We start from the raw sequence: 22,848 nt of genomic DNA, 5'->3' as shown, positions 1-22,848 counted from the left end.
CCATCCTGACTGTGTGAGCCACACCTGGGGTCGACCAGCCCGCGAGCCGGGGGACGGTTGGGTCGTGGTTGACGTCGAGACCACCGGTTTTCGGCCCGGCCACGCCCGGGTGATCAGCCTCGCCGCGCTGGCGCTGGACCCCGACGGCCGCGTCGAGCACTCTGTGGTCAGCCTGCTCAATCCCGGTGTCGATCCCGGCCCCACCCACATCCACGGCCTCACCGCCGAGATGTTGGAAGATCAGCCGACGTTCGCCGACATCGCCGCCGATGTGATCGACCTTCTGCACGGCCGCACGCTGGTCGCCCACAACGTCGCGTTCGACTACGCCTTCCTGTCCAGCGAGGCTGAGCTCGCCGACACCGCGCTGCCCGTCGATACCGTCATGTGCACCGTCGAGCTTGCTCGCCGCCTCGACCTCGGCCTGGACAACCTGCGGCTCGAGACGCTGGCGCGGCACTGGGCGGTGCCGCAGACCCGCGCACACGATGCCTTCGACGACGCCCTGGTGCTGTCTCGGGTGTTGAGCCCGGCGTTGCAGCGGGCCCGCGACCGCGAGGTGTGGTTGCCGGTGCGGCCCGTGACCCGGCGTCGCTGGCCCAACGGCAGGGTCACCCATGACGAGTTGCGGCCGCTGAAGATGCTGGCATCCCGGATGTTGTGCCCCTACCTGAATCCGGGGCCGTACCGACGGGGTGCGCCCCTGGTGCAGGGCATGCGAGTCGCATTGTCGGCAGAGGTGGATCGCACACACGAAGAGCTTGTGGAGCGCATCATCCACGCCGGGCTTGCCTACTCCGATGCCGTCGATCCGGAGACCTCGCTGGTCATCTGTAATGAGCGCACACCCGAACAGGGCAAGGGGTATCTGGCTCGGGAACTCGGGGTGCCGGTGGTCTCCGACCGGCAGTTCATGGATTCGGTCGATTCAGTGGCCAACGGAACCGGACTCGACGACTTCGCGCCCTCGGTCGACCAGGGTCAGCAGTTCGCGCTTTTCTGACTGGTCGCACCGATAGCATCGTCCACCGAGGTGATGACGCGTGGTCGATCGCGGGAGCATGCTGCAGTCGGCCGCGACCATCGGCGTCTCGGCGCTCAGTTGTCTGCTGCTCGCTTTGGGTTTCGCGTTCAACTGGGGCGGTGACGATGTCGTCCGCATCGTCGACGGGTTGGCTTTCGCCGCGTTCGGTGCATACGCAGCGGTGTGCGCGGTTGTCGCGGCCCGTGCGGCGCACGGACGAAATCGCCTCGCCTGGACCATCATGGCCATCGCCTTGGCGGCGTGGACCGTTGGCGAGTTGACGCGCGCGTACCTCACTCTGGTCCTGGAACGTAGCTTGTTCCCGTCGCCGGCGGACTTTCTCTACCTGATCTTCGTCGTGTTGGCCCCGGTTGCTTTCCTGCAATTCCCGGCCGAACCAACACAGGGCTCCCGTGTCCGGCTGCTGTTCGACGCGTTGATCGTCGCGACGTCGTTGTTCCTCGTGCTGTGGGTGGTGGTGCTCGGCAACGTGTATCAAGCCACCGGGGTCGGCAGCGCCGAGCAGGGCCGCGCGCTGTTGTATCCGCTGTTCATCCTGTTCGTGTTCGTCGGGGCGGTGGTGTTCGTCGTCCGATCGGGTTCCGGCAACAGCGTTGTGATGTGGCTCCTCATGGGAGGGGTGACGCTCATGGCGTTTTCTGGGGTGGCGTTCGCCGTCCTGCAGGGCTCCAACCGGTATCACCCGGGGCACATCACGAGTATTGGCTGGGTACTGGGCATGTCGTGCTTCGGCGCGGCCGCGTTGCTCAGCCGCCGGCCGCGCCCACCGGTTGCGCCGACGCCGGTACCGCAATCCTCGATCGCCTTGTGGCTGCCCTATATGCCGCTGCTGATCGCCGGCACGGTGGGTCCGGCGATCGTCATGACCGGTCTACTGCGGATCCTTGTTCCCGTCCTGATGACCCTTATCTGCGCCCGGCAGGTGCTCTCGGGCTGGGAGAACCGGCGATTGCTCGCGGCCGCAGCCGATCAGGCGCTGCGTGACCCGTTGACCGGGCTGGCCAATCGCACCCTGTTCCAGGATCGGCTGGCGCACGCAATGGCGTTGCGCGGCCGCGACAACCGGTGCGTCGCGGTGTTGTCGCTGGATCTCGACGACTTCAAACTGATCAACGACAGCATGGGTCATCCGGCTGCCGACAGCCTGCTGATCCGGGTTGGCGAACGCATCGCAAGTTGTCTTCGCGCCGGCGATACCGTGGCACGGCTCGGCGGTGACGAATTCGCGTTGCTGCTCGAGGGTGACGTCGACGAGGCGCATCTGGTGTGCGAGCGCGTGATCGCCGCATTCGACGCCCCGTTCCTGATCGACGGACATGAAGTGCTGATGCATCCGAGCGCAGGGATGGCCGTTACGTCGTTGACGGACAACGGGATAACGGCCGAAGATCTGGTGAAACAGGCCGACACCGCAATGTACTTCGCGAAGCGATCGCGTAGCTCGACGGTGCACACGTTCAGCGCGGACATGACGCTGCTGGATCCGGACATCGAGGAGCTGGCCCGCGACGGTGAACCCCGGTCGGCCAAGAGCGGAGCCGAACAGGTGCGGCTGCTCGGTGAACTCCGGAGGACCATCGACCGCGGCGGCCTCGACATGGTCTACCAACCCAAGCTGGACCTCAGAACCGGACGCATCGCGGGTGTGGAAGCGCTGCTGCGGTGGCCGCATCCGCGGCTGAATGTGCTTCGGCCAGGGGCGTTTATGCCGCTGATTCTGCGACATGGGTTGATGCGGCCGGTCACCGATTTGGTGTTCCGGAAGGTTCTCGATGACTGTGCGCGGTGGATGTCGATGGGACTGGAAGTCCCGGTCGCGGTGAACCTGTTCGCGCCACTGCTGCGCGACGCGCGGCTGCCCGACACGGTGCGACGGGTACTCCAGGAACGGAATCTACCCCCCGGATTGTTGACCATCGAGATCACCGAGGACTTGGTGCTCGACGAGGTGGGCCGAGTGACCGGGGTGCTGCAACAGCTGCGCGACGACGGGATCCGGATTGCGATCGACGATTTCGGCAGCGGCTATTCAGCTTTGAGTTACCTGCGCGATCTGCCGATCGACGAAGTGAAATTCGACCGGCATTTCATCGCCTCGGTCGCGACGGATGCCAGGGCGGCGGCCGTGGTCAGCGCCGTGATCCATCTGACTCACAATCTGGGGATCACGGTGGTCGCCGAGGGTGTCGAGGACGCCGAAACCGCCTCATGGCTACGCGAACACGGCTGCGATATCGGACAGGGCTATTACTTCTCGATGCCGGTCTCTTCGACTGACATATCGGAGTTGGTGGCGGCTCAAGCGCGGCCGTAGCAACCCTCGCAGGATCCTGTGTATCTGTCGCCAAGACGCTGAGGCGGGGCTTCAGGCGAAATATGTTGGCGTTCTGTCGAGTTGGGGCCACTGACAGCATTGTTGGCAGGAGGCTGAAGATGAACAAGACACTCACCGCGGCGATGGGTGCGGTGGCGATCGCGATGCTCGCGTTGTTCGCCGTCACCGATGGTGCCGGCACCGCCACCACCCACACCACGGCCGATTCGGGTCAGGAGTCGAAATTCCCCACCCCCACCCCGCCACCGCCTGCGGAGGTTTCCGGGGCGGTGACCACGACAATGGTGCCTGCGGTGCCCTGATCGACCAGCCCGACGGGTATGCCCGGCCGGGCTGGTCGACCGCGTGCTCGATGCGGTGTTCTCGAACTAACTGAGGGCCTTGGCCTTCAGCGACTCGAACTCCTGTGGGGAAATGGTCCCGGCATCCAGTAGCTGCTTGGCGTGCTCGATCTCCTGTGCGGGAGAACGCCCGGCAGCTTCCCGAATGTAGGCGTCGGTGTCCTTCTTCGCGGCCATCGCGGCTTCCCGCGCCCGTTCGGTCATGCCCTGACCGCGTGCGATCAGGTAGACCAGCGCGGTCAGCCATGGGAACACGATCAGGAAGATCACCCAGACTGCCTTGATCCAGCCGGATGTCGTGTGGTCACGCCAGAACAGGTCCACCAGGATCTGGAACAGCACCAGCAGATAGGCGATCCAGGCGAAAATGATCAGAAAGTGCCACAGGAAATCCCACGTCGAACCCCAGTCCATGACCTACTCCTTAAGTCGTTGGGACAACACCGATCCGGGCCGCACGATTGACGGCCGAGACGACAGCCCGCAGTGATGCGGTGGTGATCGACGTCGCGATGCCGACGCCCCATACCGTGCGCCCGCCGATGGACGCTTCGACGTAGGCAGCCGCAGCGGCCTCTTCACCGGCCGACATCGCATGCTCGGAATAGTCCAGCACGCTGACGTCGAAACCGACTGTGCCCAAAGCGTCGACGAACGCGGCCAGCGGTCCGTTGCCCTGTCCGGTGATTTCGGTCTCGGTGCCGTCGATCTTGACGACGGCCTCGATCACGTCGATACCACCGTCGACCTCGGCGCCGACCACCTTCTGGCGGATGCGCTCCAACGGACGAATCGGGGACAGGTATTCGTCGGCGAACGCGTCCCACATCTCCTTGGGCGACACCTCGCCGCCCTCACCGTCGGTGATCGCCTGAATGGCCTGGGAGAACTCGATCTGCAGCCGGCGCGGCAGCACCAGTCCGTGGTCGGCCTTCATGATGTAGGCGACGCCGCCCTTCCCGGACTGCGAGTTGACCCGGATGACAGCCTCGTAGGTGCGGCCGACGTCTTTGGGATCGATCGGCAGGTAGGGGACCTGCCACAGGATGTCGTCGACGTCCGAATCCGCCTCGTCGGCAGCAACTTTCATCGCGTCCAGGCCCTTGTTGATGGCGTCCTGGTGGCTGCCGGAGAATGCGGTGTACACCAGGTCGCCGCCATAGGGGTGGCGCTCGTGCACGGGCAGCTGGTTGCAGTACTCGACGGTGCGACGAATCTCGTCGATGTTGGAGAAGTCGATCTGCGGATCCACACCGCGGGAGAACTGGTTCAGCCCCAGCGTCACCAGGCAGACGTTGCCGGTGCGCTCACCGTTGCCGAACAGGCAACCCTCGATCCGGTCGGCGCCGGCCTGGTAGCCCAATTCTGCTGCGGCGACTGCGGTTCCGCGGTCGTTGTGCGGGTGCAGGCTCAGGATGATCGAGTCCCGCGGGGTCAAGTGCCGGTGCATCCATTCGATCGAGTCGGCATACACGTTGGGAGTGGCCATCTCGACAGTCGCAGGCAGATTCACGATCAGCGGCACGTCCGGGGTGGGTTGCACGATCTCGGCAACGGCGTTGCAGACCTCGACCGCGTACTCCAACTCGGTGCCCGTGTAGGACTCGGGGGAGTACTCGAATCGCCATTGTGTGTCGGGGTATTTCGCCGCTTCGTCCACGCACAGTCGGGCGCCGTCGGTGGCGATCTTCTTGACGGCCTCGCGATCGGCTCGGAACACCACGCGGCGCTGCAGGATCGACGTCGAATTGTAGAAGTGCACGATCGCTCGCGGCGCTCCTGCGCAGGCCTCAAAGGTGCGGGTGATCAGCTCCGGGCGGCACTGCGTCAGCACCTGGATGGTGACGTCGTCAGGGATCGCGCCCTGCTCGATGATCTCGCGGACGAAGTCGAAATCGGTCTGGCTGGCCGAGGGGAAACCGACCTCGATCTCCTTGTAGCCCATGTTGACCAACAGCTCGAACATGCGGCGCTTGCGGGCCGGGCTCATCGGATCGATCAGGGCTTGGTTGCCGTCGCGCAGGTCGACCGCACACCACAGCGGCGCGTGCTCGATGACCTTGTCGGGCCAGGTGCGGTCGGCCAAGGTGACGGGTTCGACTTCAGCGGCGAACGAGCGGTACCGGTCGACCGGCATCGACGAATTGCGCTGGGTGTTCCACGAAGGCTGGCCGTCGCGTCGCGGGCCGGCGGGGGTGGAGATGGTGCGGGCAGATACGTAGGCGTCCACTGAATCAAAGGACGGCTTGTGGGTGGTCACGATTGGCTCCGGGTGTCTTGGATTGGATTCAGACCGGCGCATCGCGAAACACCCGCGACGGGAAGCCAGTCTGGATCAGACCCCGTCGCGGCGTCCGAGGAGGAGCACCCGCTGCACAAGTCCGTACTGTACTCCGGTTGCCCCACCAGGCCAAAGCGCGAGTTCAATACCGGAACCAAGTATTCGCTGGCAGGGTAAATTGACGACGTCGCAAGCCGTGATCGGGGGTTATTCGTGGAATTGAGTGTTCGCTCCGTCCTCGCGGCCGGGGTGTCGGTGACCGCCGCCGCGACCATCGCGCTGGCGCCGCTGCCCGTCCATCCGGCACCTGCCACGCGGGCCGTCCCGGTCGCCCTCACCGGCGTGTGGCAGACCCTGCAGACGAATGTCGCGGCCGACCTGGCCAATCTCGTCTCGCTGGTCGCCAATTACCCGCCTGCGCCGATCCTGACCCAGGTGGCGAAGAACTTCACCACCTATTCGCACTGGCTCGCCGGGCAGGACGGGGGCACCCCGCTGAAGATCGCGCAGACGATGGGTGATCACGCCGCAGCGGTGGCCGGCGTCATCGCGACCCTCGCGGTGATGGCGCCGCTCAGCCTGATCGGCCCGTTCATCGCTCCCGGCGTCATGATCGTGCAGCTCATCGCCGACACCGCCAAGTACCCGTCCACCCCGCAGACCGTGCTGCAGGCGTTCATCGATGCACCCGCGGTCTACCTCAACACCACATTCAACTGCTGCTCGACCCCGCTCTTTCAGCTGGCCTTCGGACTGCTGAATCCCGGCCCGCTCGGCTACCTGTTGTCGGTCGGGCCGTCGATCGCCAAAGCGCTGCAGATCACGCCGCCCGCCGAGTCTCCGCAGCCCGCCGCTGCCGGTGCACCGACGCAGTCCGCGCAGTCAACTCCGTCCGCCGCCGCTTCGCCGTCGGAGGCCGGGACGTCGGCGGTCGGCCAGAGCCGACGGTCACGGCTGGTCCCCGGCGCGCAGCAGACCGTGGTACCCAGCGGCGGCAAGCGGCCCGGCGCGACGCGCAAAGCCGCCGGCTCCGAGGTCCGAAAGGTGACCTCGGACGGCAAGGGCCAGTCGGCTAGACCTGGGAATCGGGAAACGCGATAACCGATAGGAATCGGATCGGCACCTCGATCAGATCCGCGGGACCGTGCGCGCCCTCACCGTCGATCTGCAATGAATCGCCGGGATGCAGCCGGTACACCGAGCGGCTGTGGGCGTAGTCCATGACGCCTTCGAGTACGTAGATGAACTCCGTGCCGGGATGCTGGAACAGGGGATAGGTCGTGCTCTTCTCCGACAGTGTGACCAGCAGGCATTCCAGCCGCTTGTGCTCGCCGCGCAGCGATCCGAGCAGTTCGTACTCGTGACCGGCCTTCGTGCCGTTGCGCACGATCCGCGCCCCGGTGCCCGCTTTGACGAACGCTGCCGGCCGCTCCACGTCGGCGCCACGGAACAGCGTGCTCACCGGCACGTCAAAACCCTTGGCCAACAAGGCCAGCGTGGACAGGCTCGGTGAGGTCTGAACGTTCTCGATCTTGCTCATCATCGCCTTCGAGATGCCGACCCGGCTCGCCATGTCGGCGACGGAGAGCCCCAGCTGCTGGCGTAGCTGCCGCACGTTGCGAGCGATCGCGGTCTCGAACTCCACATCCGCGACCGGCTCGTGCGGGTCGCGATCGCGGGCGGTCCCCGATTGGTTGCGGAGCAGATCGGTCACAAGCGCACTATCGCATCTGCCCCGCACCGACATACGGATACGGGCTCTTCAGTAGCTCCCCTTCAGCGAAGCGGGACAGCCGGAAATCGGTCTCGGGTATCCGCGGATCGCTGCTGTGGCCATCGACGAGCAGGTCGGCGACCAGGCGCCCGACGGCCGGCGCGATCTTGAACCCGTGACCGCTGAAGCCGGCGGCCACGAACAGCCCGTCGCGGCCGGCGGCCGAGATGACCGGATTCCAGTCCGGGGTGACGTCGTAGCACCCGGCATAGCTCGAGGTGATGGCCGCGTCGGTGAAGCCGGGAAACCGGGTGCCGACCTTGTCGACGGTGAGATCGATGAAGTCTTCGGTGGCCCGGTTGAGGTAGTCGTCGGGATCGGCGGTGAGCACATCGGACAGGTCACTGTTGCCGAACAGCACGTCACCGCCGACCTCGGGGCGTACGTATTGCAGTGACACCAGATCGGAGAACACCGGCACTGGTCCGAGGTCGACCCCGGGAGAGATCATCACGATCTGTTCGCGGACCACCCGGATCGGCACGTCGACCCCATAGGGGGCCAGGAATGGCTGGGTCCATACCCCGGTGGCGACGACGACGCGGCCCGCGCTGATCTGGCTGCCGTCGGCCAGCGCCACCCCGGTGACGGTGTCACCGTCGGTCAGCAGCCCGGTGACCGTGGCGCCCTGGCGGATTCGCACACCGCTCGCCCGGGCGGAGAGAGCGAACGCCTGGGCGGTCTGGTAGGCGTCGCCGTACCCGCCACGCGGCTCCCACCCGAACGCGGCGAACGGGGACAGGTCGGCCCACGGCCACAACCGCGCCACGTCAGCGGCGTCGATCTCCTCGGTCTGCACGCCGACCGCTCGCTGCGCGGCCATGCTGAGGCGCAAGGATTCGACGTTGGGTTCGCCGACACCGACGACGTATCCCGTTTGGCGGAAGCCGATGTCGTCGCCAAAAATCTCGTCCGCCTTTTCGAACACCTCCAACCCGACGGTGGCCATCGCGGCCAGAGAACTCACCCCGTAGTGGCAACGCACAATCCCGCTCGACTTGCCGGTCATCCCGGAGCCGACGGTATTACGTTCGAGGACAACGACATCAGTGATCCCGCGCTGGCTCAGCGCCCAGGCGGCGGCACAGCCCTCGATGCCGCCACCGACGATGACGACATCGGCGGTCTCGGTCACAGTCCCGCCCCGGGAATCCACGACGTCCCCGCCAGTGGAACCCGCGCCATCGCCGCAGCTTCGATGGTGACCGCGACGAGGTCCTCGGGTTCCAGGTGCAGCAGGTGGGCCTTACCGCACGCGCGCGCGATGGTCTGAGCCTCCATGGTCAGCACACGCAGGTAATTGGCCAGGCGGCGGCCACCCTCGATCGGGTCGAGGCGGGCCGCAAGCTCCGGATCCTGGGTGCTGATCCCGGCCGGATCTCGGCCGTCTTGGAAGTCGTCGTAGAAACCGGCTGCGCTGCCGAGCTTTTCGTATTCAGCGGCATACTTCGGGTCGTTGTCGCCCAACGCGATCAGCGCCGCGGTGCCGATCGCCACTGCGTCGGCACCCAGAGCCATCGCTTTGGCGACGTCGGCGCCGGTGCGAACACCGCCCGACACGATCAGCTGCACCTTGCGGTGGACCCCCAGTTCGGAGAGCGCCTGCACCGCCTGCGGAACCGCGGCGAGGGTCGGGATGCCGACATGCTCGATGAACACGTCCTGGGTGGCGGCGGTACCGCCCTGCATGCCGTCGACGACGACCACGTCGGCGCCCGCCGCCACCGCCAGCTTCACGTCGTAGTAGGTGCGGGTGGCACCGACCTTGACGTAGATCGGCTTCTCCCAGTCGGTGAGCTCGCGCAGTTCGTTGATCTTGATGGTCAGGTCGTCGGGTCCGGTCCAATCCGGGTGTCGGCAGGCGGAGCGCTGGTCGATGCCTTGGGGCAGGGTACGCATGGCTGCCACCCGTTCGGAGATCTTTTGCCCCAGCAGCATTCCGCCACCGCCGGGTTTGGCGCCCTGACCGAGCACCACCTCGATGGCGTCGGCCTTGCGGAGATCGTCGGGGTTCATCCCGTACCGCGACGGAAGGTACTGATACACCAGATATTTGGACTGCCCGCGTTCTTCCGGAGTCATACCGCCGTCACCGGTGGTGGTCGAGGTACCGACCTCGCTGGCACCGCGTCCGAGCGCCTCCTTGGCAGGCCCGGACAGTGCGCCGAACGACATGCCGGCGATTGTCACCGGAATATCCAGGTGCAGAGGGTGTTTGGCGTGACGGTCGCCGAGCACGACGTCGGTGCCGCACCGCTCGCGGTAGCCCTCCAGCGGGTAGCGCGACATCGATGCGCCGAGGAACAACAGGTCGTCGAAGTGGGGGAGTGCCCGTTTGGCGCCCCAGCCGCGAATGTCGTAGATACCGGTGTCGGCGGCTCGCTGGATGCCCGCGATCGTCGCGCGATCGAAGGTCGCTGACTCGCGCAGGCCGAGGCGGGCACGGTCGTCTTGGGTGTATGTCATTTAGTAAACCGAGCTGTTGTCGATGTGGAAGTGGTAGAGCTGGCGGGCCGAGCCGTAGCGGGTGTAGGAACTGGTGTCGTCGTCTTCGAATCCGGCGGCCTTGAGCAGGCGGCCGAGTTCTTCGTGGTGCTCGGCACGCATCTCCTTCGCGACGCAGTCCGCCCCGAGCGAGGCGATCTCGCCGCGAACATAGAGGCGGGCCTCGTAGATCGAATCGCCCAGTGCCTCACCGGCATCGCCGCGGATCACCAGCCGGCCGGCCTGGGCCATGAACGCGCTCATATGTCCGACGCTGCCGCCCACCACGATGTCAGCTCCCTTCATCGAGATTCCGCACCGCGCAGCGGCATTGCCCTCGATCACCAGCAGGCCACCATGCGCGGTGGCGCCCGCCGACTGGGACGCATTGCCCTTGACCCAGACGGTGCCGCTCATCATGTTCTCGGCGACACCGGTCCCCGCGTTGCCGTCGACGATGACCTCCGCCTGCTTGTTCATCCCGGCGGCGTAGTACCCGACGTGGCCGTCGATCCGCACCCGGACCGGGGCGTCGAGGCCCACCGCGACGTTGTGCGCGCCGGCAGGATTGGTGATCGCGAACTCACCGGATAGACCCGGCGCGTGCAGGGCGCCGTTGACCTCTCGCAGCGGTGTAGTGCTGAGATCGAAGCTCGTCACCTCGTCCATGCGTACACCACCTCGGGTTCGGGCTCCCAAATGACCGCTTTCTCGACACCGGGAAGTCCTGCCAGCGCCCGATATTCGCTGCCCATCGCCACCCAGTCGTCGGTCTCGGCGATAACGGCCGGCTTGCAGGCGATCGCGTCGCGGACAACGGCGAACGAATCGTGGTTGGACACCAGAAGCGTGTAGAAGCCGTCGAAGGTGGCACACAATTCCTTGAGCGCGGTCTCGACGTCGCGGCCCCGCGCCAGCTGGTCGGCAACGAAGCGCGCGCCCACCTCGGTGTCGTTCTCGCTGTCGAAGACGACACCCTGAGCCCGAAGGTCGCGGCGGATGGTGGCGTGGTTGGCGAATGACCCGTTGTGCACCAGGCACTGATCCGGGCCCACCGCGTACGGGTGCGCCCCGGCCGGTATCACCGCCGACTCGGTCGCCATTCTGGTGTGGCCTACGCCCTGCCAACCCTGTGCATGAGCCAGTCCCCAGGCCTCGGTGAGCGCCTTCGGATGCCCGACTCCCTTGAGCACAGCCACATTTGCACCGAACCCCGCGATCAGCGCATGCGGATAGTGCGCCGTGATCGCCGCGTGCAGCGTCTCGGGCGCGACATCGGCCGACACCAGCAGCGTTTCGTCAACGCGGTGCACCGATACCTCGCCGAGCGCTGCATGGAGCGCCTCGGCCATCTGGTCCGGGCTGTCGTCGACGTCGAGCACCGAGACGGTGCCCTTGCCCGGCGGCGACCAGCGTGGATCACCGTACACGGCAACTCCGGCGGAATCGCTTCCCCGGTCGGACATTTCACACAGCATCCCGGTCAGCAATTCGCCGAGCCGGGGGTACAGCTGGGGGTTGCGCAGGTGCAAACCCACGATCCCGCACATGGTTGTTCCTTCCTCGGAGGTCAGAATGCGGTCAGGTACTGGTCGACCTCCCACGGACTGACCGCGCTGTGGTAGGCGAAGAACTCGTCACGCTTGATGCCGGCGAAGTAGCTGGCGACTCCGTCGCCGACGGTGTCGAGCACACCGGTGACTACCGGGTCACCCTCGAACTCCTCGACGGCGTGCAGCAGGGTCGGTGGCAGGGCTGTGCGGCCGTCGGTATTGCCGATCGCGCCGGGGTCGGTGCTGCGTTTGATGCCGTCGATACCGGCACCGAGTGCGGCCGCGATGGCCAGATACGGGTTGGCCGACCCGTCGCCGCCACGCAACTCCACGCGCGCAGAGTCCGGGACCCGGATGTAGTGGGTGCGGTCATTGCCGCCGTAGGTGGGCAGGCGCGGGGCCCAGGACGCGCCGGAGGCGGTCGTCAGTGCTCCGGTTCGCTTGTAGGAGTTGACCGTTGGTCCGACGACCGCCTGCAGTGCGCAGGCGTGGTCGAGGATGCCGCCGATGAACGCATACGCCGTCGGTGACAGGCCCAGCCCGCGATCGTCGGACTCCTCCGGGAACACCGGGGTGCCGCCGCTGGTCAGCGACAGGTGCAGGTGCAGGCCGCTACCGGTCCGATCGGAGAAGGGTTTGGGCATGAAGGTGGCGACCATGCCGCGTTCGGCGGCGATCATCGACAGCAGGTAGCGCAGTGTCACCACCCGGTCGGCAGTGGTCAGCGCGTCGGCGAACTGGAAGTTCTGCTCGAACTGACCGTTGCCGTCTTCGTGGTCGTTGGCGTAGTTGGACCAGCCGAGGGTGTTCATCGCCGTCGAGATCGCGGTGAGGTGGTCGTACATCCGGGTCACGCCGCGCGCGTCGTAACACGGCTGCGCCGCGGTGTCCGCGGTGTCTGCGGTCGCGAGGCTTCCGTCCGCGCCGCGGGTGAGAAGGAAGTATTCGACTTCCGCGCCGACCCACGGTTCGAAGCCGGCATCGGCGGCCCGCTGAATCAGTGACTTGAGGATCACCCGCGGCGCATACGGCCACGGCCGGCCCTCGACGTGCGGGTCGCAGTGCACGATCGCCAGGCCGTCTTTGATGAACGGGATCGGGGTGAACGACGCGGGGTCCGGGATCGCCATCAGGTCAGGGTCTTTGGGCTCCTGACCCATGGCGCCGACGGCGTATCCGGCGAAGCCGACTCCCTCGGTGGCCAGCAGGTCGACGGCCTCGACGGGAACGAGCTTGGCGCAGGGCTTTCCGCGGAGGTCGACGAACAACGCAAGGATGAACTTGGTTGCTGAGGCCTCGGCCAGCTCAGCGAGTGTGGCAGACATGTTCTCCAACAAACTCTTTGATCAATGGGGAGAAGACGGCGAGGAGCTCGAGCCGGGCGGGGGAAGGAGGTGCCGCGCCCGGCTCGAGTCCTCGTCAGGCGTACTCGAGCTCGTACGCCGGGTCGCGGTGGACGTGGGTGTCGATACCCTTCTCCTCTTCTTCGGAGGAGATGCGGATGCCCATCGTCTTCTTGATGGCCCATGCGATGACGAATGCGATGACGAACGAATAGATCATCACCGCGCCGGCCGCCACGGCTTGGCGCCACAGCTGGTCGAAACCGCCACCGTAGAAGAAGCCGTTGACCTTGTTCGGCATGGTGTCGCTGGCCAGGAAGCCGATCAGCAGGGTGCCGATGACACCACCGACGAGGTGCACGCCGACGACGTCGAGCGAATCGTCATAGCCGAACTTCTCCTTGAGGCCCACGGCGAATGGGCAGATGGCGCCTGCGACGAGGCCGAGGATGATCGCGCCGACCGGTGTCACCGAACCACAGGCCGGGGTGATCGCGACCAGGCCGGTGATGGCGCCCGCCGCGGCACCGACGCCGGTGACGTGGCCGTCCTTGAACTTCTCCACCGCCAGCCAGGCGAGCGTGGCGGCGCAGGTGGCGACGAACGTGGTGACCATGACGATGGCCGCCGAATTGCCCGCGGCCAGTGCCGAACCGCCGTTGAACGCATACCAGCCGGCCCACAGCAGTCCGGCGCCGAGCAGCGTCAGCGGGACGTTGTGCGGCTTGCGCAGCTTGCCCCAGCTGGCGCCCTTGCCGAGCACGATGGCCACGGCGAGTGCGGCTGCACCGGCGTTGATGTGCACCGCGGTGCCACCGGCGAAGTCAATTGCCTTGAGGTTGTTGGCAATCCAGCCGCCGACCGCGTCCGGGGTGACCACGCCGTTGAACGCGAACACCCAGTGTGCGACGGGGAAGTAGACCAGAACCGCCCACACGGTGGCGAACACCATCCACGCCGCGAACTTCATCCGGTCGGCCGCCGCACCGGAGATCAGTGCGACGGTGATCGCGGCGAACAGCGCCTGGAACAACGCGAACAAACTGACCGGCAGACCGGAGATGGTGGTCTGCGACTCCAGCAGGTTCTTCATGCCGGCGAACTCGGTCAGACTGCCGACGAATCCTCCGTAGGACGTACCGAATGTCATGGAGAACCCGAACAAAATCCAGAGCACTCCGACGATGGCCACAGCGCCGAACGTCATCATCATCATGTTGGTGGAGCTCTTGACCGAGACCATGCCGCCGTAGAACAGCGCCAGGCCCGGGATCATCATCGTCAGCCCGATGATGCAACACAGCATGAATGCTGTGGTCCCTGTATCCATCTAATCTCCTGCGGGTGGGCGGCCCGTCCATGGTTGGGCCGTTCACCGGCAGTGAACGATGTTTCTGTTACGTAGACGCCCTCGTGGTGTTGCCGCCGCGTTAAACGTTGACGCTTCGCTACGCTGGGCGACCATGCACCGACGTCCGCGCTGGGTCCTCACCATCACCGTGGTGGTCATCGCGGTCGGCTTCGCCATCTATTCGAAGTGGTTCGACGGGCCGCCGGAGAAGTGCAAGCCGGTGATCGACTTCCTCGACTTCAGCCGATCCCAGGCCGCGAAGATCGACTCCAAGGGCAACGAGGGCGTGCCGACTGTTGCCGAGGACACTGCGTACAAGGATTGGGCCGACGGCCTCGCCGAGCGGGCGCAGAAGGTGACCGATCCGGGGCTGGCCGCACAGGCCACCGAGGTGGCGCAACTGGCGAACCAGTTCGTCAGCGGGCTGCCGACGCTGCGGTCCCAGACCCAGAACCGTGCGCCCGGCGCACCGGCCCCGCCGCAGGTCTACGAGATGTCACTGCTCAACGACCGGATCGTCGCCAAGCTCGGCGAGCTGCGACGCACCTGCTCCTGACGACGGCCATGCTCCTGACCAGTTGAGCACGATCTGCTCGAGCGGCAGACGGTCCCTGGGCCGGCCGTCGCGTTCGGCGATCTCCGGCGTCACCTGCGCATAGTCGCCGAGCGCGCCGACAGCCACCACCGCCAGTGGGCGCAGCCCGTCCGGCAGGTCGAATGCGGTGCGGGCGCCGTCGACGTCGAAGCCGGCCATCGGATGCACGATCAAACCATCGGCAACGGCTTGGACCGAGAGGTTCGCGATGGCTGCACCCGCATCGACCGCCGAATACAGCGCCGTGCGCTCGTCCTCACCCTCATCGGCGCACACCAGGATCAGCGCACCGGCCGCGCGGGCGTAGCTGTTGCCCCGCTTCAACAGCCCCGCGATGGTGGCGAAGGCCTCCTGACCGCTGGGTTGATCCCCGGGTCGCTGCGCTCCCGCCCGCCGGAAGCCCACGACATACCGGACCGGTTGGCGATTCCCCCAGGTCGCGGCCCAGCGAGCGGCCTCGAGCAGGGCGATCAGTTGCTCGGAGGTGACCATCGCGTCGGGGTCGAACGCGCGTGGACTCCACCGTCCGGCGACCGGCGGATGGATCGGCACCCGGGTCCGGGCATGACGATCCGCGGGTTGGTCAGGCACCGCCGCGACGTTACGCCGCCGATCGGGGCGGAAAAAGCAGGTGCGGTGACCCCTTATCCTTGATGCCGATATCCCTCAACTTCGAAAGGGCAGACAGTGGCGCTCGTCGTGCAGAAGTACGGCGGATCCTCGGTGGCCGATGCCGACCGGATCCGGCGCGTCGCCGAGCGCATCGTCGAAACCAAGAAGGCCGGCAACGACGTCGTCGTGGTCGTCTCGGCGATGGGCGACACCACCGACGAACTGCTGGATCTGGCCAAGCAGGTTTGCCCCGCACCGCCCGCCCGCGAGCTGGACATGCTGCTGACCGCCGGTGAGCGGATCTCCAACGCGCTGGTCGCAATGGCCATCGAGTCCCTCGGTGCGCAAGCCCGGTCGTTCACCGGATCACAGGCCGGCGTCGTCACCACCGGTGCCCACGGCAACGCCAAGATCATCGACGTCACGCCCACCCGGTTGCGATCGGCGCTCGACGAGGGCCAGATCGTGCTGGTGGCCGGCTTCCAGGGTGTCAGTCAGGACACCAAGGACGTCACCACGCTGGGCCGCGGCGGCTCGGACACCACCGCCGTCGCGCTGGCCGCCGCGCTCAACGCCGACGTCTGCGAGATCTACACCGACGTCGACGGCATTTTCACCGCCGACCCGCGCATCGTGCCCAACGCTCGCCGCCTGGACACCGTCTCCTTCGAGGAAATGCTCGAGATGGCGGCCTGCGGCGCGAAGGTGCTCATGCTTCGCTGTGTGGAATATGCGCGCCGCTACAACGTTCCGATTCACGTCCGGTCTTCGTACACCGACAAGCCCGGCACGATCGTCACAGGATCTATCGAGGACATCCCCATGGAAGACGCCATCCTGACCGGAGTTGCCCACGACCGCAGTGAGGCCAAGGTCACCGTTGTCGGGCTGCCCGACGTGCCCGGCTACGCCGCCAAGGTGTTCCGTGCGGTCGCCGACAACGACATCAACATCGACATGGTGCTGCAGAACATCTCCAAGGTCGAGGACGGCAAGACCGACATCACGTTCACCTGCCCGCGCGACATCGGGCCGACGGCGGTGGAGAAGCTCACCGCGCTGCAGGGTGAGATCGGTTTCACGAAGGTGCTCTACGACGACCACATCGGCAAGGTGTCGCTGGTGGGTGCCGGGATGCGCAGCCACCCGGGTGTGACCGCGACGTTCTGTGAGGCGCTCGCCGAGGTCGGGGTGAACATCGAGCTGATCTCGACCTCTGAGATCCGAATCTCGGTGCTGGTCAAGGACACTGAGCTGGACAAGGCCGTGGCCACGTTGCACGAGGCGTTCGGCCTGGGCGGCGAGGAAGAGGCCGTCGTCTACGCCGGGACGGGGCGGTAACCATGGTCTCTATCGGTGTAGTCGGAGCCACCGGCCAGGTCGGTCAGGTGATGCGAACTCTGCTGGAGGAGCGTGACTTCCCGGTCACCAGCGTGCGGTTCTTCGCCTCGTCGCGGTCGGCGGGCAAGAAGTTGTCGTTCCGCGGCCAGGAGATCGAGGTCGAGGACGCCGAGACGGCTGACCCCTCAGGCCTGGACATCGCGTTGTTCTCGGCCGGTGCGACGATGTCGCGGGTGCAGGCGCCGCGGTTCGCCGCTGCCGGTGTGGTCGTGATCGACAACTCGTCGGCGTGGCGCAAGGACTCCGAGGTGCCGCTGGTGGTGTCCGAGGTGAACTTCGCCCGCGACGCGGGCAACCGCCCGAAAGGCATTATCGCCAACCCGAATTGCACCACCATGGCCGCGATGCCGGTGCTCAAGGTGCTGCACGACGAAGCTCAGCTGGTGCGGATGATCGCCTCGACGTATCAGGCGGTGTCGGGCAGCGGGTTGGCCGGCGTCGACGAACTGGCCACTCAGGCCCGCGCGGTGATCGACGGTGTCGAGGAACTGGTGCACGACGGCTCGGCGCTGGAGTACCCGGCTCCGGTGAAATACGTTGCGCCCATTGCGTTCAACGTGGTTCCGCTGGCCGGATCGCTGGTCGACGACGGTTCCGGTGAGACCGACGAGGACCAGAAGCTGCGCAACGAGAGCCGCAAGATCCTCGGCATCCCCGAGCTTGCGGTGTCCGGCACGTGCGTGCGGGTGCCGGTGTTCACCGGGCACTCGCTGTCGATCAATGCCGAGTTCGCCGAGCCGATTTCGCCGGAGCGGGCTACTGCCCTTCTCGACGGTGCGCCCGGGGTGAAGCTGGTCGACGTGCCCACGCCGCTGGCCGCCGCCGGGATGGACGAGACCCTGGTAGGCCGGATCCGCCAGGATCCCGGCGTGCCGGGCGGTCGCGGCCTTGCGCTGTTCCTCTCGGGTGACAACCTGCGAAAAGGTGCTGCCCTCAATACCATTCAGATCGCCGAGCTGCTGGCCGCCGAGCTCTGATCTACTTTGCGCCGAAGCGTGAGTTTGGGCGCGAAAGTGCGAGTGGCGTGCGCCATTTCGTCGATCTCGGCGCTGGTCCTGGCGCCAATGGCAAGCGCCGACCCGCCAAGCCCGGTTCCTGACCCGATCCTCTCGCCGCTGGCGCCGGGCCAGGTGGTGCGGATCGGGCCGATCGCCGGCACCGGGACGCCGACCCGCGACTACGGCATCGGCGCCACCGATCTGTGCGAGTTCATGGAATTCCCAACCGAATTGCTCCAGATCTGCGGTGACAGCTTCGCGGGCCAGGGCGTCGGGTTCGGCGGGTGGTTCTCACCGGTCGCGCTGCGGGTGGCCGGCGACTCGGTCGACGATCCCGAAGGTATTCGCTACACCGGTGTCGTCGGGGTGGACAAGCCACTGCTGGCCGACCCCAAGCCGCCGGGTGCTTCGCAACTGCCCGCGGGTGTGGTGCAGATCAACCGGCAGAACTATCTGCTGGTGACCACCACCAAAGACCTGGTGCCGCAGACGTCGCGGCTGGTGAAAGCGGTTGCCGGGCAGGGTGGTTGGCAGACGGTTGCGGGTTCGCAGCGACCCGCCTCCTACGCCGGGGGCCGTCAGACCCAGATCAGCGGCTACTACGATCCGATTCCGACGCCGGACTCGCAGACCGGCTGGGTGTACATCGTGGCCAACAACTTCGACCGGTCCGGGCCGGTGATGCTCTACCGCGCCACGCGAGAGACTTTCACCGACCGCGCACGCTGGCAGGGCTGGGCGGCCGGTCCCGGTGGCGGCTGGAACAAGACGCCGACGCCATTATGGCCCGACAAGGTCGGTGAGATGAGCCTGCGGGAGGTCGACGGAAAGCCGGTGCTGTCGTATTTCAATGCCAGCACCGGGAACATGGAGATGCGGGTGGCCTACGACCCGACGGGTTTGGGCACCGCGCCGGTGACAACGGTGGTGCAGGCCGGCGACTGGCCAGACCCCGAAGATAGCTTGCCGCCGTCGGATGACAATCGGCTCGCGCAGCCCTACGGGGGCTACATCTCGCCCGGTTCCACGCTGGACGAGGTGCGGGTGTTCATCAGCCAGTGGAACACCACGCCGCGTGACCGCGCACCGTACCGCGTGCTGCAGTTCGCGGTGAACCCGATCAAGCCGTGGTGATTCCTGCGGTCAGCTGCCCTCAGGCGGGGGTGGCCTCCGGGTCGACCAGCTTCGCTCTCATACGCATGACCTGAATTTGGGCAACCCCCACCAGCAACACCGGCCACAGCATCCCGGCTGTGAGTATCAGCGGCAGGCGTACCCGAGCTCGGACCACATCACCTGGGTGAAAGGCCTCCGAGAAGACCCAGGCCAGAAAAGCGAATAGTGGCGTGCCGGTGAGATAGAGGTACAACAACACGGCGGACACTCCTTCACGGCAACCCCCGCGACATCGTTGCAAAGTTCGCTGGCACTGTCCAGTTCGCGTACCGGGCCGCAGAGCGCTCCATTCATAGCCAACTCAAAGGCGCTACTTAACCCGCACTGGGCGGCAGGCTCGCATCATCGATTCATGACCGAAACACCCGAGCGGGCCGACGAGCCCGCGACCAGCCCTGTCGCCACTCTCGATCCGCCTCCACCGCCACCGCCGTACTACGGCCCGGTCCCGGTCGCCACCCGACCGAACCGGCTGTACCAGGCCGTTGCCTGGGTGGCGATCGTCGCCGGCACCGTCTTCATTGTCGGCGCCGTCTTCTTCACCGGTTTCGTCCTCGGGCGCGCCAGCGGCCACGGCGGCTGGTACCACCACGGCAAGGGTGGTGATTCCCAGCAGTTCCACCACCGGGGCGGACCCGGCGGCCCCGGGATGATGATGCCCGGCGGAGGACCCTGGGGTCCGATGGGTCCCGGTGGCCCGGGCGGGCAGGGCCCCGGCCCCGGATTCGGGCCAGGAGGGCCGGGCGGCGCAGGGCCCGGCGGCAGCGCCGCCCCGACACCGCGGCCCTGACCGCGCCGTAGACGTGCCCAGCGTCCCTCTCCCCCCAGGGACGCTGGGCACCCTGCTGTTCAGGATCCCCCCGGCGTCGCTTTGGGAGAGTAGAACGGGTCTTGGGTACACGCCTTCCGAAAGGCGCTGACACCAGATAGGGGAGACGATGACTGAAAACTTTGCGACGACCGATGCAGGTGCTCCAGCCCCGAGCCTCGAGCATTCCCTGACCGTAGGGCCGGACGGCCCGATCCTGCTCCAGGACCACTACCTGATCGAGCAGATGGCCAATTTCAATCGCGAACGTATCCCGGAGCGGCAGCCGCACGCCAAAGGCGGTGGCGCGTTCGGAACGTTCGAAGTGACGCAGGACGTCAGCAAATTCACCCGAGCGGCGTTCCTGCAGCCTGGCACCAAGACCGACATGGTGGCCAGATTCTCCACCGTCGCCGGCGAGCGCGGCAGCCCAGACACCTGGCGTGATCCCCGCGGATTCGCACTGAAGTTCTACACATCCGAGGGCAACTTCGATCTCGTCGGCAACAACACCCCGGTGTTCTTCCTGCGGGATCCGATGAAGTTCCAGAACTTCATCCGCTCGCAGAAGCGGCTGCAGTCGTCGAACCTGCGTGATCACCACATGCAGTGGGACTTCTGGACGCTCTCACCGGAATCCGCGCACCAGGTCACCTGGCTGATGGGTGACCGCGGCATTCCGAAGACGTGGCGCAACATGAACGGCTACTCCAGTCACACCTACAGCTGGATCAACGCGGCCGGCGAATTGTTCTGGGTCAAATACCACTTCAAGACCGACCAGGGCATCGAATTCCTCACCCAGGAGGAAGGCGACGAATTGGCAGGCAGCGACGGCGATTACCACCAGCGCGACCTCTTCGACACCATCGAGAGCGGCGATTTCCCGAGCTGGACGCTGCACGTGCAGATCATGCCGTTCGAGGACGCCAAGACATACCGGTTCAATCCGTTCGACCTGACCAAGGTGTGGCCGCACAGCGACTACCCGCTCCACGAAGTTGGCCGAATGACGTTGAACCGCAACGTCACCGATTACCACGCCGAAGTGGAGCAGGCTGCCTTCGAACCGAACAACATCGTGCCTGGCACCGGGTTGAGTCCGGACAAGATGCTGTTGGCGCGCGGCTTCTCCTACAGTGACGCCCATCGGCACCGGCTCGGGGTGAACTACAAGCAGATCCCGGTCAACACGCCAAGGGTGGAGGTGCACAGCTACTCCAAGGACGGTGCGATGCGGATGCGCAACGTCACCGACCCGGTGTACGCGCCGAACTCGGTCGGAGGCCCGCAGGCCGATCCCGCTCGGGCGGCTGAGGTGCACTGGGCTTCCGACGGCGACATGGTCCGCTCGGCCTACGCCCTTCGTCAAGACGATGACGACTGGGGTCAGGCCGGCACCCTGGTTCGGGAGGTTCTCGACGACGATGCCCGAGACCGGCTGGCGCACAACGTCATCGGTCACGTATCCAAGGGCGTCAAGGAGCCGGTGCTGTCCCGGGTGTTCGAGTACTGGCGCAACATCGATGCCGATCTCGGCAAGAAGATCGAGGAAGGCGTGCGAGGCAAGACCGGCTGACCGCCGACATCGACATGAGGGTTGTGACTGCCGAACTTTCGCGACCTTCATGTCGATCTCGCGGCCTGGCATGATCGAAGCCATGAGCATCGAGGTCATCTACACCGCGGAATCGACGGCCAGTGGCGGCGGGCGTGACGGCCACGTGAAGTCGTCGGACAACCGGATCGATCTGGACACCAGGCCACCCAAGGAAGCGGGCGGCAGCGGCGAGGGCACCAACCCCGAGCAACTGTTCTCGGCGGGCTATGCCGCCTGCTTCCTGGGCGCGCTGCAACTGGTGGCGCGCTCGGAGAAGATCAAGCTCGATAGCGCATCGGGCATCACCGCGCAGGTCGGCTTCGGCAAGGATGCCGACGGCGGGTACGGCATCAACGCCCACCTCATCGGCTACCTCCCCGGACTCGAACAGAGCCAGGCCGAAGACCTGATGAACAAGGCTCACCAGGTGTGCCCGTATTCGAAGGCCACCCGCGGCAATATCGACGTCACGCTGACCGCCAAGGTCTGATGTGATGCGCACCGCCGCCGCGGCGACCGCAGTGTTGGCAGCAGGCGTGTGTGTCGCGGCCCCGGCGCAGGCCCGTCCGGCGGACCCGGGCGTGGTTTCCTATGCCGTCCTCGCCAAAGGTTCGGTCGGCAACATCGTCGGAGCCCCGATGACGTGGGAGTCGGTGAGCACCGATCCCGTGCAGAGGTTCTGGGTCGATCTGCCGGTCTGTAACAACTGGGCCGACATCGGGTTGCCCGAGGTGTTCAACGATCCCGACCTGGCGTCGTTCAACAGCGCCGTGACCCAAACCTCGGCCACCGACCAGAACCACCTGGTCAAGCAGGCCATCGGGGTCTTCGCTACCGCCGACGCCGCCACCCGCGCCTACCACCGCGTCGTCGACCGCACCATCGGGTGCGCTGGTCAGACCACCGCCATGCACCTCGACGACGGAACCACTCAGGTGTGGTCGTTCGGTGGTGCGGCCCCAACCGCCACCGACGCGGTGTGGGTCAAACAGGAAGCAGAAACCGATCGGCGGTGTTTCACCCAGACGCGGTTGCGGGAAAACGTGCTGCTGCAGGCCAAGGTCTGCCAGTCCGGCAACGGCGGGCCGGCGGTGAATGTACTGGCCGGCGCGATGCAGAACACACTGGGTTTATAGCGAGGTCGGGTGAAC

General features: G+C 66.2%; 23 protein-coding genes. 12 read left to right on the top strand and 11 right to left on the bottom strand.

The features are described from left to right. Nucleotides 1-13: 13 nt before the first annotated feature. The 3 genes from BST42_RS19195 to BST42_RS19185 all read left to right on the top strand — a co-directional run bounded on the left by BST42_RS19195 (nt 14) and on the right by BST42_RS19185 (nt 3,682). Nucleotides 14-1,003, top strand: coding sequence for a DEDDh family exonuclease (locus BST42_RS19195; protein WP_083120895.1), 990 nt, complete (start codon nt 14-16; stop codon nt 1,001-1,003). 40 nt (nt 1,004-1,043) lie between these two features. Beyond that, nucleotides 1,044-3,359 carry a putative bifunctional diguanylate cyclase/phosphodiesterase gene (locus BST42_RS19190; protein WP_237159506.1) on the top strand — a complete coding sequence of 772 codons (2,316 nt, stop codon included), beginning with the start codon at nt 1,044-1,046 and terminating at the stop codon, nt 3,357-3,359. 119 nt (nt 3,360-3,478) lie between these two features. After that, on the top strand, nt 3,479-3,682 hold the full coding sequence (locus BST42_RS19185) for a hypothetical protein (protein ID WP_083120894.1): 204 nt from the start codon (nt 3,479-3,481) through the stop codon (nt 3,680-3,682). Between the two features lie 66 nt (nt 3,683-3,748). On the opposite strand, the gene BST42_RS19180 is transcribed toward BST42_RS19185, so the two are convergent. Both BST42_RS19180 and leuA read right to left on the bottom strand, forming a co-directional pair. Continuing rightward, nucleotides 3,749-4,135, bottom strand: a complete 387-nt coding sequence (locus tag BST42_RS19180; protein WP_083120893.1) for an SHOCT domain-containing protein — start codon at nt 4,133-4,135, stop codon at nt 3,749-3,751. A 10-nt stretch (nt 4,136-4,145) separates the two neighbouring features. Further along, a complete protein-coding gene (leuA, locus tag BST42_RS19175; RefSeq protein WP_083120892.1) occupies nt 4,146-6,023 on the bottom strand; it encodes a 2-isopropylmalate synthase in 1,878 nt (625 codons plus the stop codon). Nucleotides 6,024-6,215: 192 nt separating this feature from the next. Between leuA and BST42_RS19170 the strand changes: the two genes are divergently transcribed. Then, a complete protein-coding gene (locus BST42_RS19170; protein WP_083120891.1) occupies nt 6,216-7,103 on the top strand; it encodes a hypothetical protein in 888 nt (295 codons plus the stop codon). On the opposite strand, the gene BST42_RS19165 is transcribed toward BST42_RS19170, so the two are convergent. The 7 genes from BST42_RS19165 to BST42_RS19135 all read right to left on the bottom strand — a co-directional run bounded on the left by BST42_RS19165 (nt 7,075) and on the right by BST42_RS19135 (nt 14,486). Further along, nucleotides 7,075-7,749 (bottom strand): type II toxin-antitoxin system RelB family anti-toxin, encoded by a 675-nt coding sequence (locus tag BST42_RS19165; protein WP_083120890.1) that lies wholly within the window; start codon nt 7,747-7,749, stop codon nt 7,075-7,077. The genes BST42_RS19170 and BST42_RS19165 overlap by 29 nt on opposite strands. Continuing rightward, complete coding sequence (locus tag BST42_RS19160) at nt 7,724-8,911, bottom strand: NAD(P)/FAD-dependent oxidoreductase (RefSeq protein WP_083120889.1); 1,188 nt, start codon at nt 8,909-8,911, stop codon at nt 7,724-7,726. The genes BST42_RS19165 and BST42_RS19160 overlap by 26 nt, the downstream gene beginning before the upstream one ends. Beyond that, nucleotides 8,908-10,242, bottom strand: coding sequence for an FMN-binding glutamate synthase family protein (locus BST42_RS19155; protein WP_083120888.1), 1,335 nt, complete (start codon nt 10,240-10,242; stop codon nt 8,908-8,910). The genes BST42_RS19160 and BST42_RS19155 overlap by 4 nt, the downstream gene beginning before the upstream one ends. After that, a complete protein-coding gene (locus BST42_RS19150) occupies nt 10,243-10,929 on the bottom strand; it encodes a GltB/FmdC/FwdC-like GXGXG domain-containing protein (RefSeq protein WP_083120887.1) in 687 nt (228 codons plus the stop codon). Further along, a complete protein-coding gene (locus tag BST42_RS19145; protein ID WP_083120886.1) occupies nt 10,917-11,810 on the bottom strand; it encodes a class II glutamine amidotransferase domain-containing protein in 894 nt (297 codons plus the stop codon). The genes BST42_RS19150 and BST42_RS19145 overlap by 13 nt, the downstream gene beginning before the upstream one ends. Nucleotides 11,811-11,830: 20 nt before the next feature. Next, a complete protein-coding gene (gene glnT, locus BST42_RS19140) occupies nt 11,831-13,138 on the bottom strand; it encodes a type III glutamate--ammonia ligase (protein WP_083120885.1) in 1,308 nt (435 codons plus the stop codon). A gap of 94 nt (nt 13,139-13,232) precedes the next feature. Next, nucleotides 13,233-14,486, bottom strand: a complete 1,254-nt coding sequence (locus tag BST42_RS19135; RefSeq protein WP_083120884.1) for an ammonium transporter — start codon at nt 14,484-14,486, stop codon at nt 13,233-13,235. 133 nt (nt 14,487-14,619) lie between these two features. On the opposite strand from BST42_RS19135, the gene BST42_RS19130 reads away from it, so the two are divergent. Continuing rightward, the gene (locus BST42_RS19130; RefSeq protein WP_083120883.1) at nt 14,620-15,063 is read left to right on the top strand and encodes a hypothetical protein; all 444 of its coding nucleotides are present in this window, start codon (nt 14,620-14,622) and stop codon (nt 15,061-15,063) included. Here the strand turns inward: BST42_RS19130 and BST42_RS19125 are convergent. Next, nucleotides 15,004-15,693, bottom strand: coding sequence for a nitroreductase family protein (locus BST42_RS19125; protein ID WP_083120882.1), 690 nt, complete (start codon nt 15,691-15,693; stop codon nt 15,004-15,006). The two genes, BST42_RS19130 and BST42_RS19125, sit on opposite strands and share 60 nt — an antisense overlap. Nucleotides 15,694-15,789: 96 nt before the next feature. Between BST42_RS19125 and BST42_RS19120 the strand changes: the two genes are divergently transcribed. From BST42_RS19120 to BST42_RS19110, 3 genes are all read left to right on the top strand, one after another. Further along, nucleotides 15,790-17,055 carry an aspartate kinase gene (locus tag BST42_RS19120; protein ID WP_083120881.1) on the top strand — a complete coding sequence of 422 codons (1,266 nt, stop codon included), beginning with the start codon at nt 15,790-15,792 and terminating at the stop codon, nt 17,053-17,055. 2 nt (nt 17,056-17,057) lie between these two features. Beyond that, the gene (locus BST42_RS19115; protein WP_083120880.1) at nt 17,058-18,092 is read left to right on the top strand and encodes an aspartate-semialdehyde dehydrogenase; all 1,035 of its coding nucleotides are present in this window, start codon (nt 17,058-17,060) and stop codon (nt 18,090-18,092) included. A gap of 87 nt (nt 18,093-18,179) precedes the next feature. Then, nucleotides 18,180-19,247: a DUF4185 domain-containing protein gene (locus BST42_RS19110; RefSeq protein ID WP_207569537.1), complete on the top strand. Its 1,068-nt coding sequence runs from the start codon at nt 18,180-18,182 to the stop codon at nt 19,245-19,247. 19 nt (nt 19,248-19,266) lie between these two features. Here the strand turns inward: BST42_RS19110 and BST42_RS19105 are convergent, their stop codons facing one another. Then, nucleotides 19,267-19,488: a hypothetical protein gene (locus BST42_RS19105; RefSeq protein WP_133057482.1), complete on the bottom strand. Its 222-nt coding sequence runs from the start codon at nt 19,486-19,488 to the stop codon at nt 19,267-19,269. A gap of 153 nt (nt 19,489-19,641) precedes the next feature. On the opposite strand from BST42_RS19105, the gene BST42_RS19100 reads away from it, so the two are divergent. The 4 genes from BST42_RS19100 (at nt 19,642) to BST42_RS19085 (ending at nt 22,833) form a co-directional block, all read left to right on the top strand. Further along, nucleotides 19,642-20,079, top strand: a complete 438-nt coding sequence (locus BST42_RS19100) for a hypothetical protein (RefSeq protein ID WP_083120878.1) — start codon at nt 19,642-19,644, stop codon at nt 20,077-20,079. 148 nt (nt 20,080-20,227) lie between these two features. Next, nucleotides 20,228-21,676: a catalase gene (locus BST42_RS19095; protein ID WP_083120877.1), complete on the top strand. Its 1,449-nt coding sequence runs from the start codon at nt 20,228-20,230 to the stop codon at nt 21,674-21,676. Between the two features lie 82 nt (nt 21,677-21,758). Continuing rightward, nucleotides 21,759-22,187 carry an organic hydroperoxide resistance protein gene (locus BST42_RS19090; RefSeq protein WP_207569533.1) on the top strand — a complete coding sequence of 143 codons (429 nt, stop codon included), beginning with the start codon at nt 21,759-21,761 and terminating at the stop codon, nt 22,185-22,187. Nucleotides 22,188-22,191: 4 nt separating this feature from the next. Further along, nucleotides 22,192-22,833 carry a sensor domain-containing protein gene (locus BST42_RS19085; RefSeq protein ID WP_083120955.1) on the top strand — a complete coding sequence of 214 codons (642 nt, stop codon included), beginning with the start codon at nt 22,192-22,194 and terminating at the stop codon, nt 22,831-22,833. Nucleotides 22,834-22,848: the final 15 nt, after the last annotated feature.

The organism is Mycolicibacterium rhodesiae (assembly GCF_002086695.1).
GTDB lineage: Bacteria > Actinomycetota > Actinomycetes > Mycobacteriales > Mycobacteriaceae > Mycobacterium > Mycobacterium rhodesiae.
Note: the sequence above shows the minus strand (reverse complement) of the source record. Positions and strands in the feature narration are given on the sequence as shown.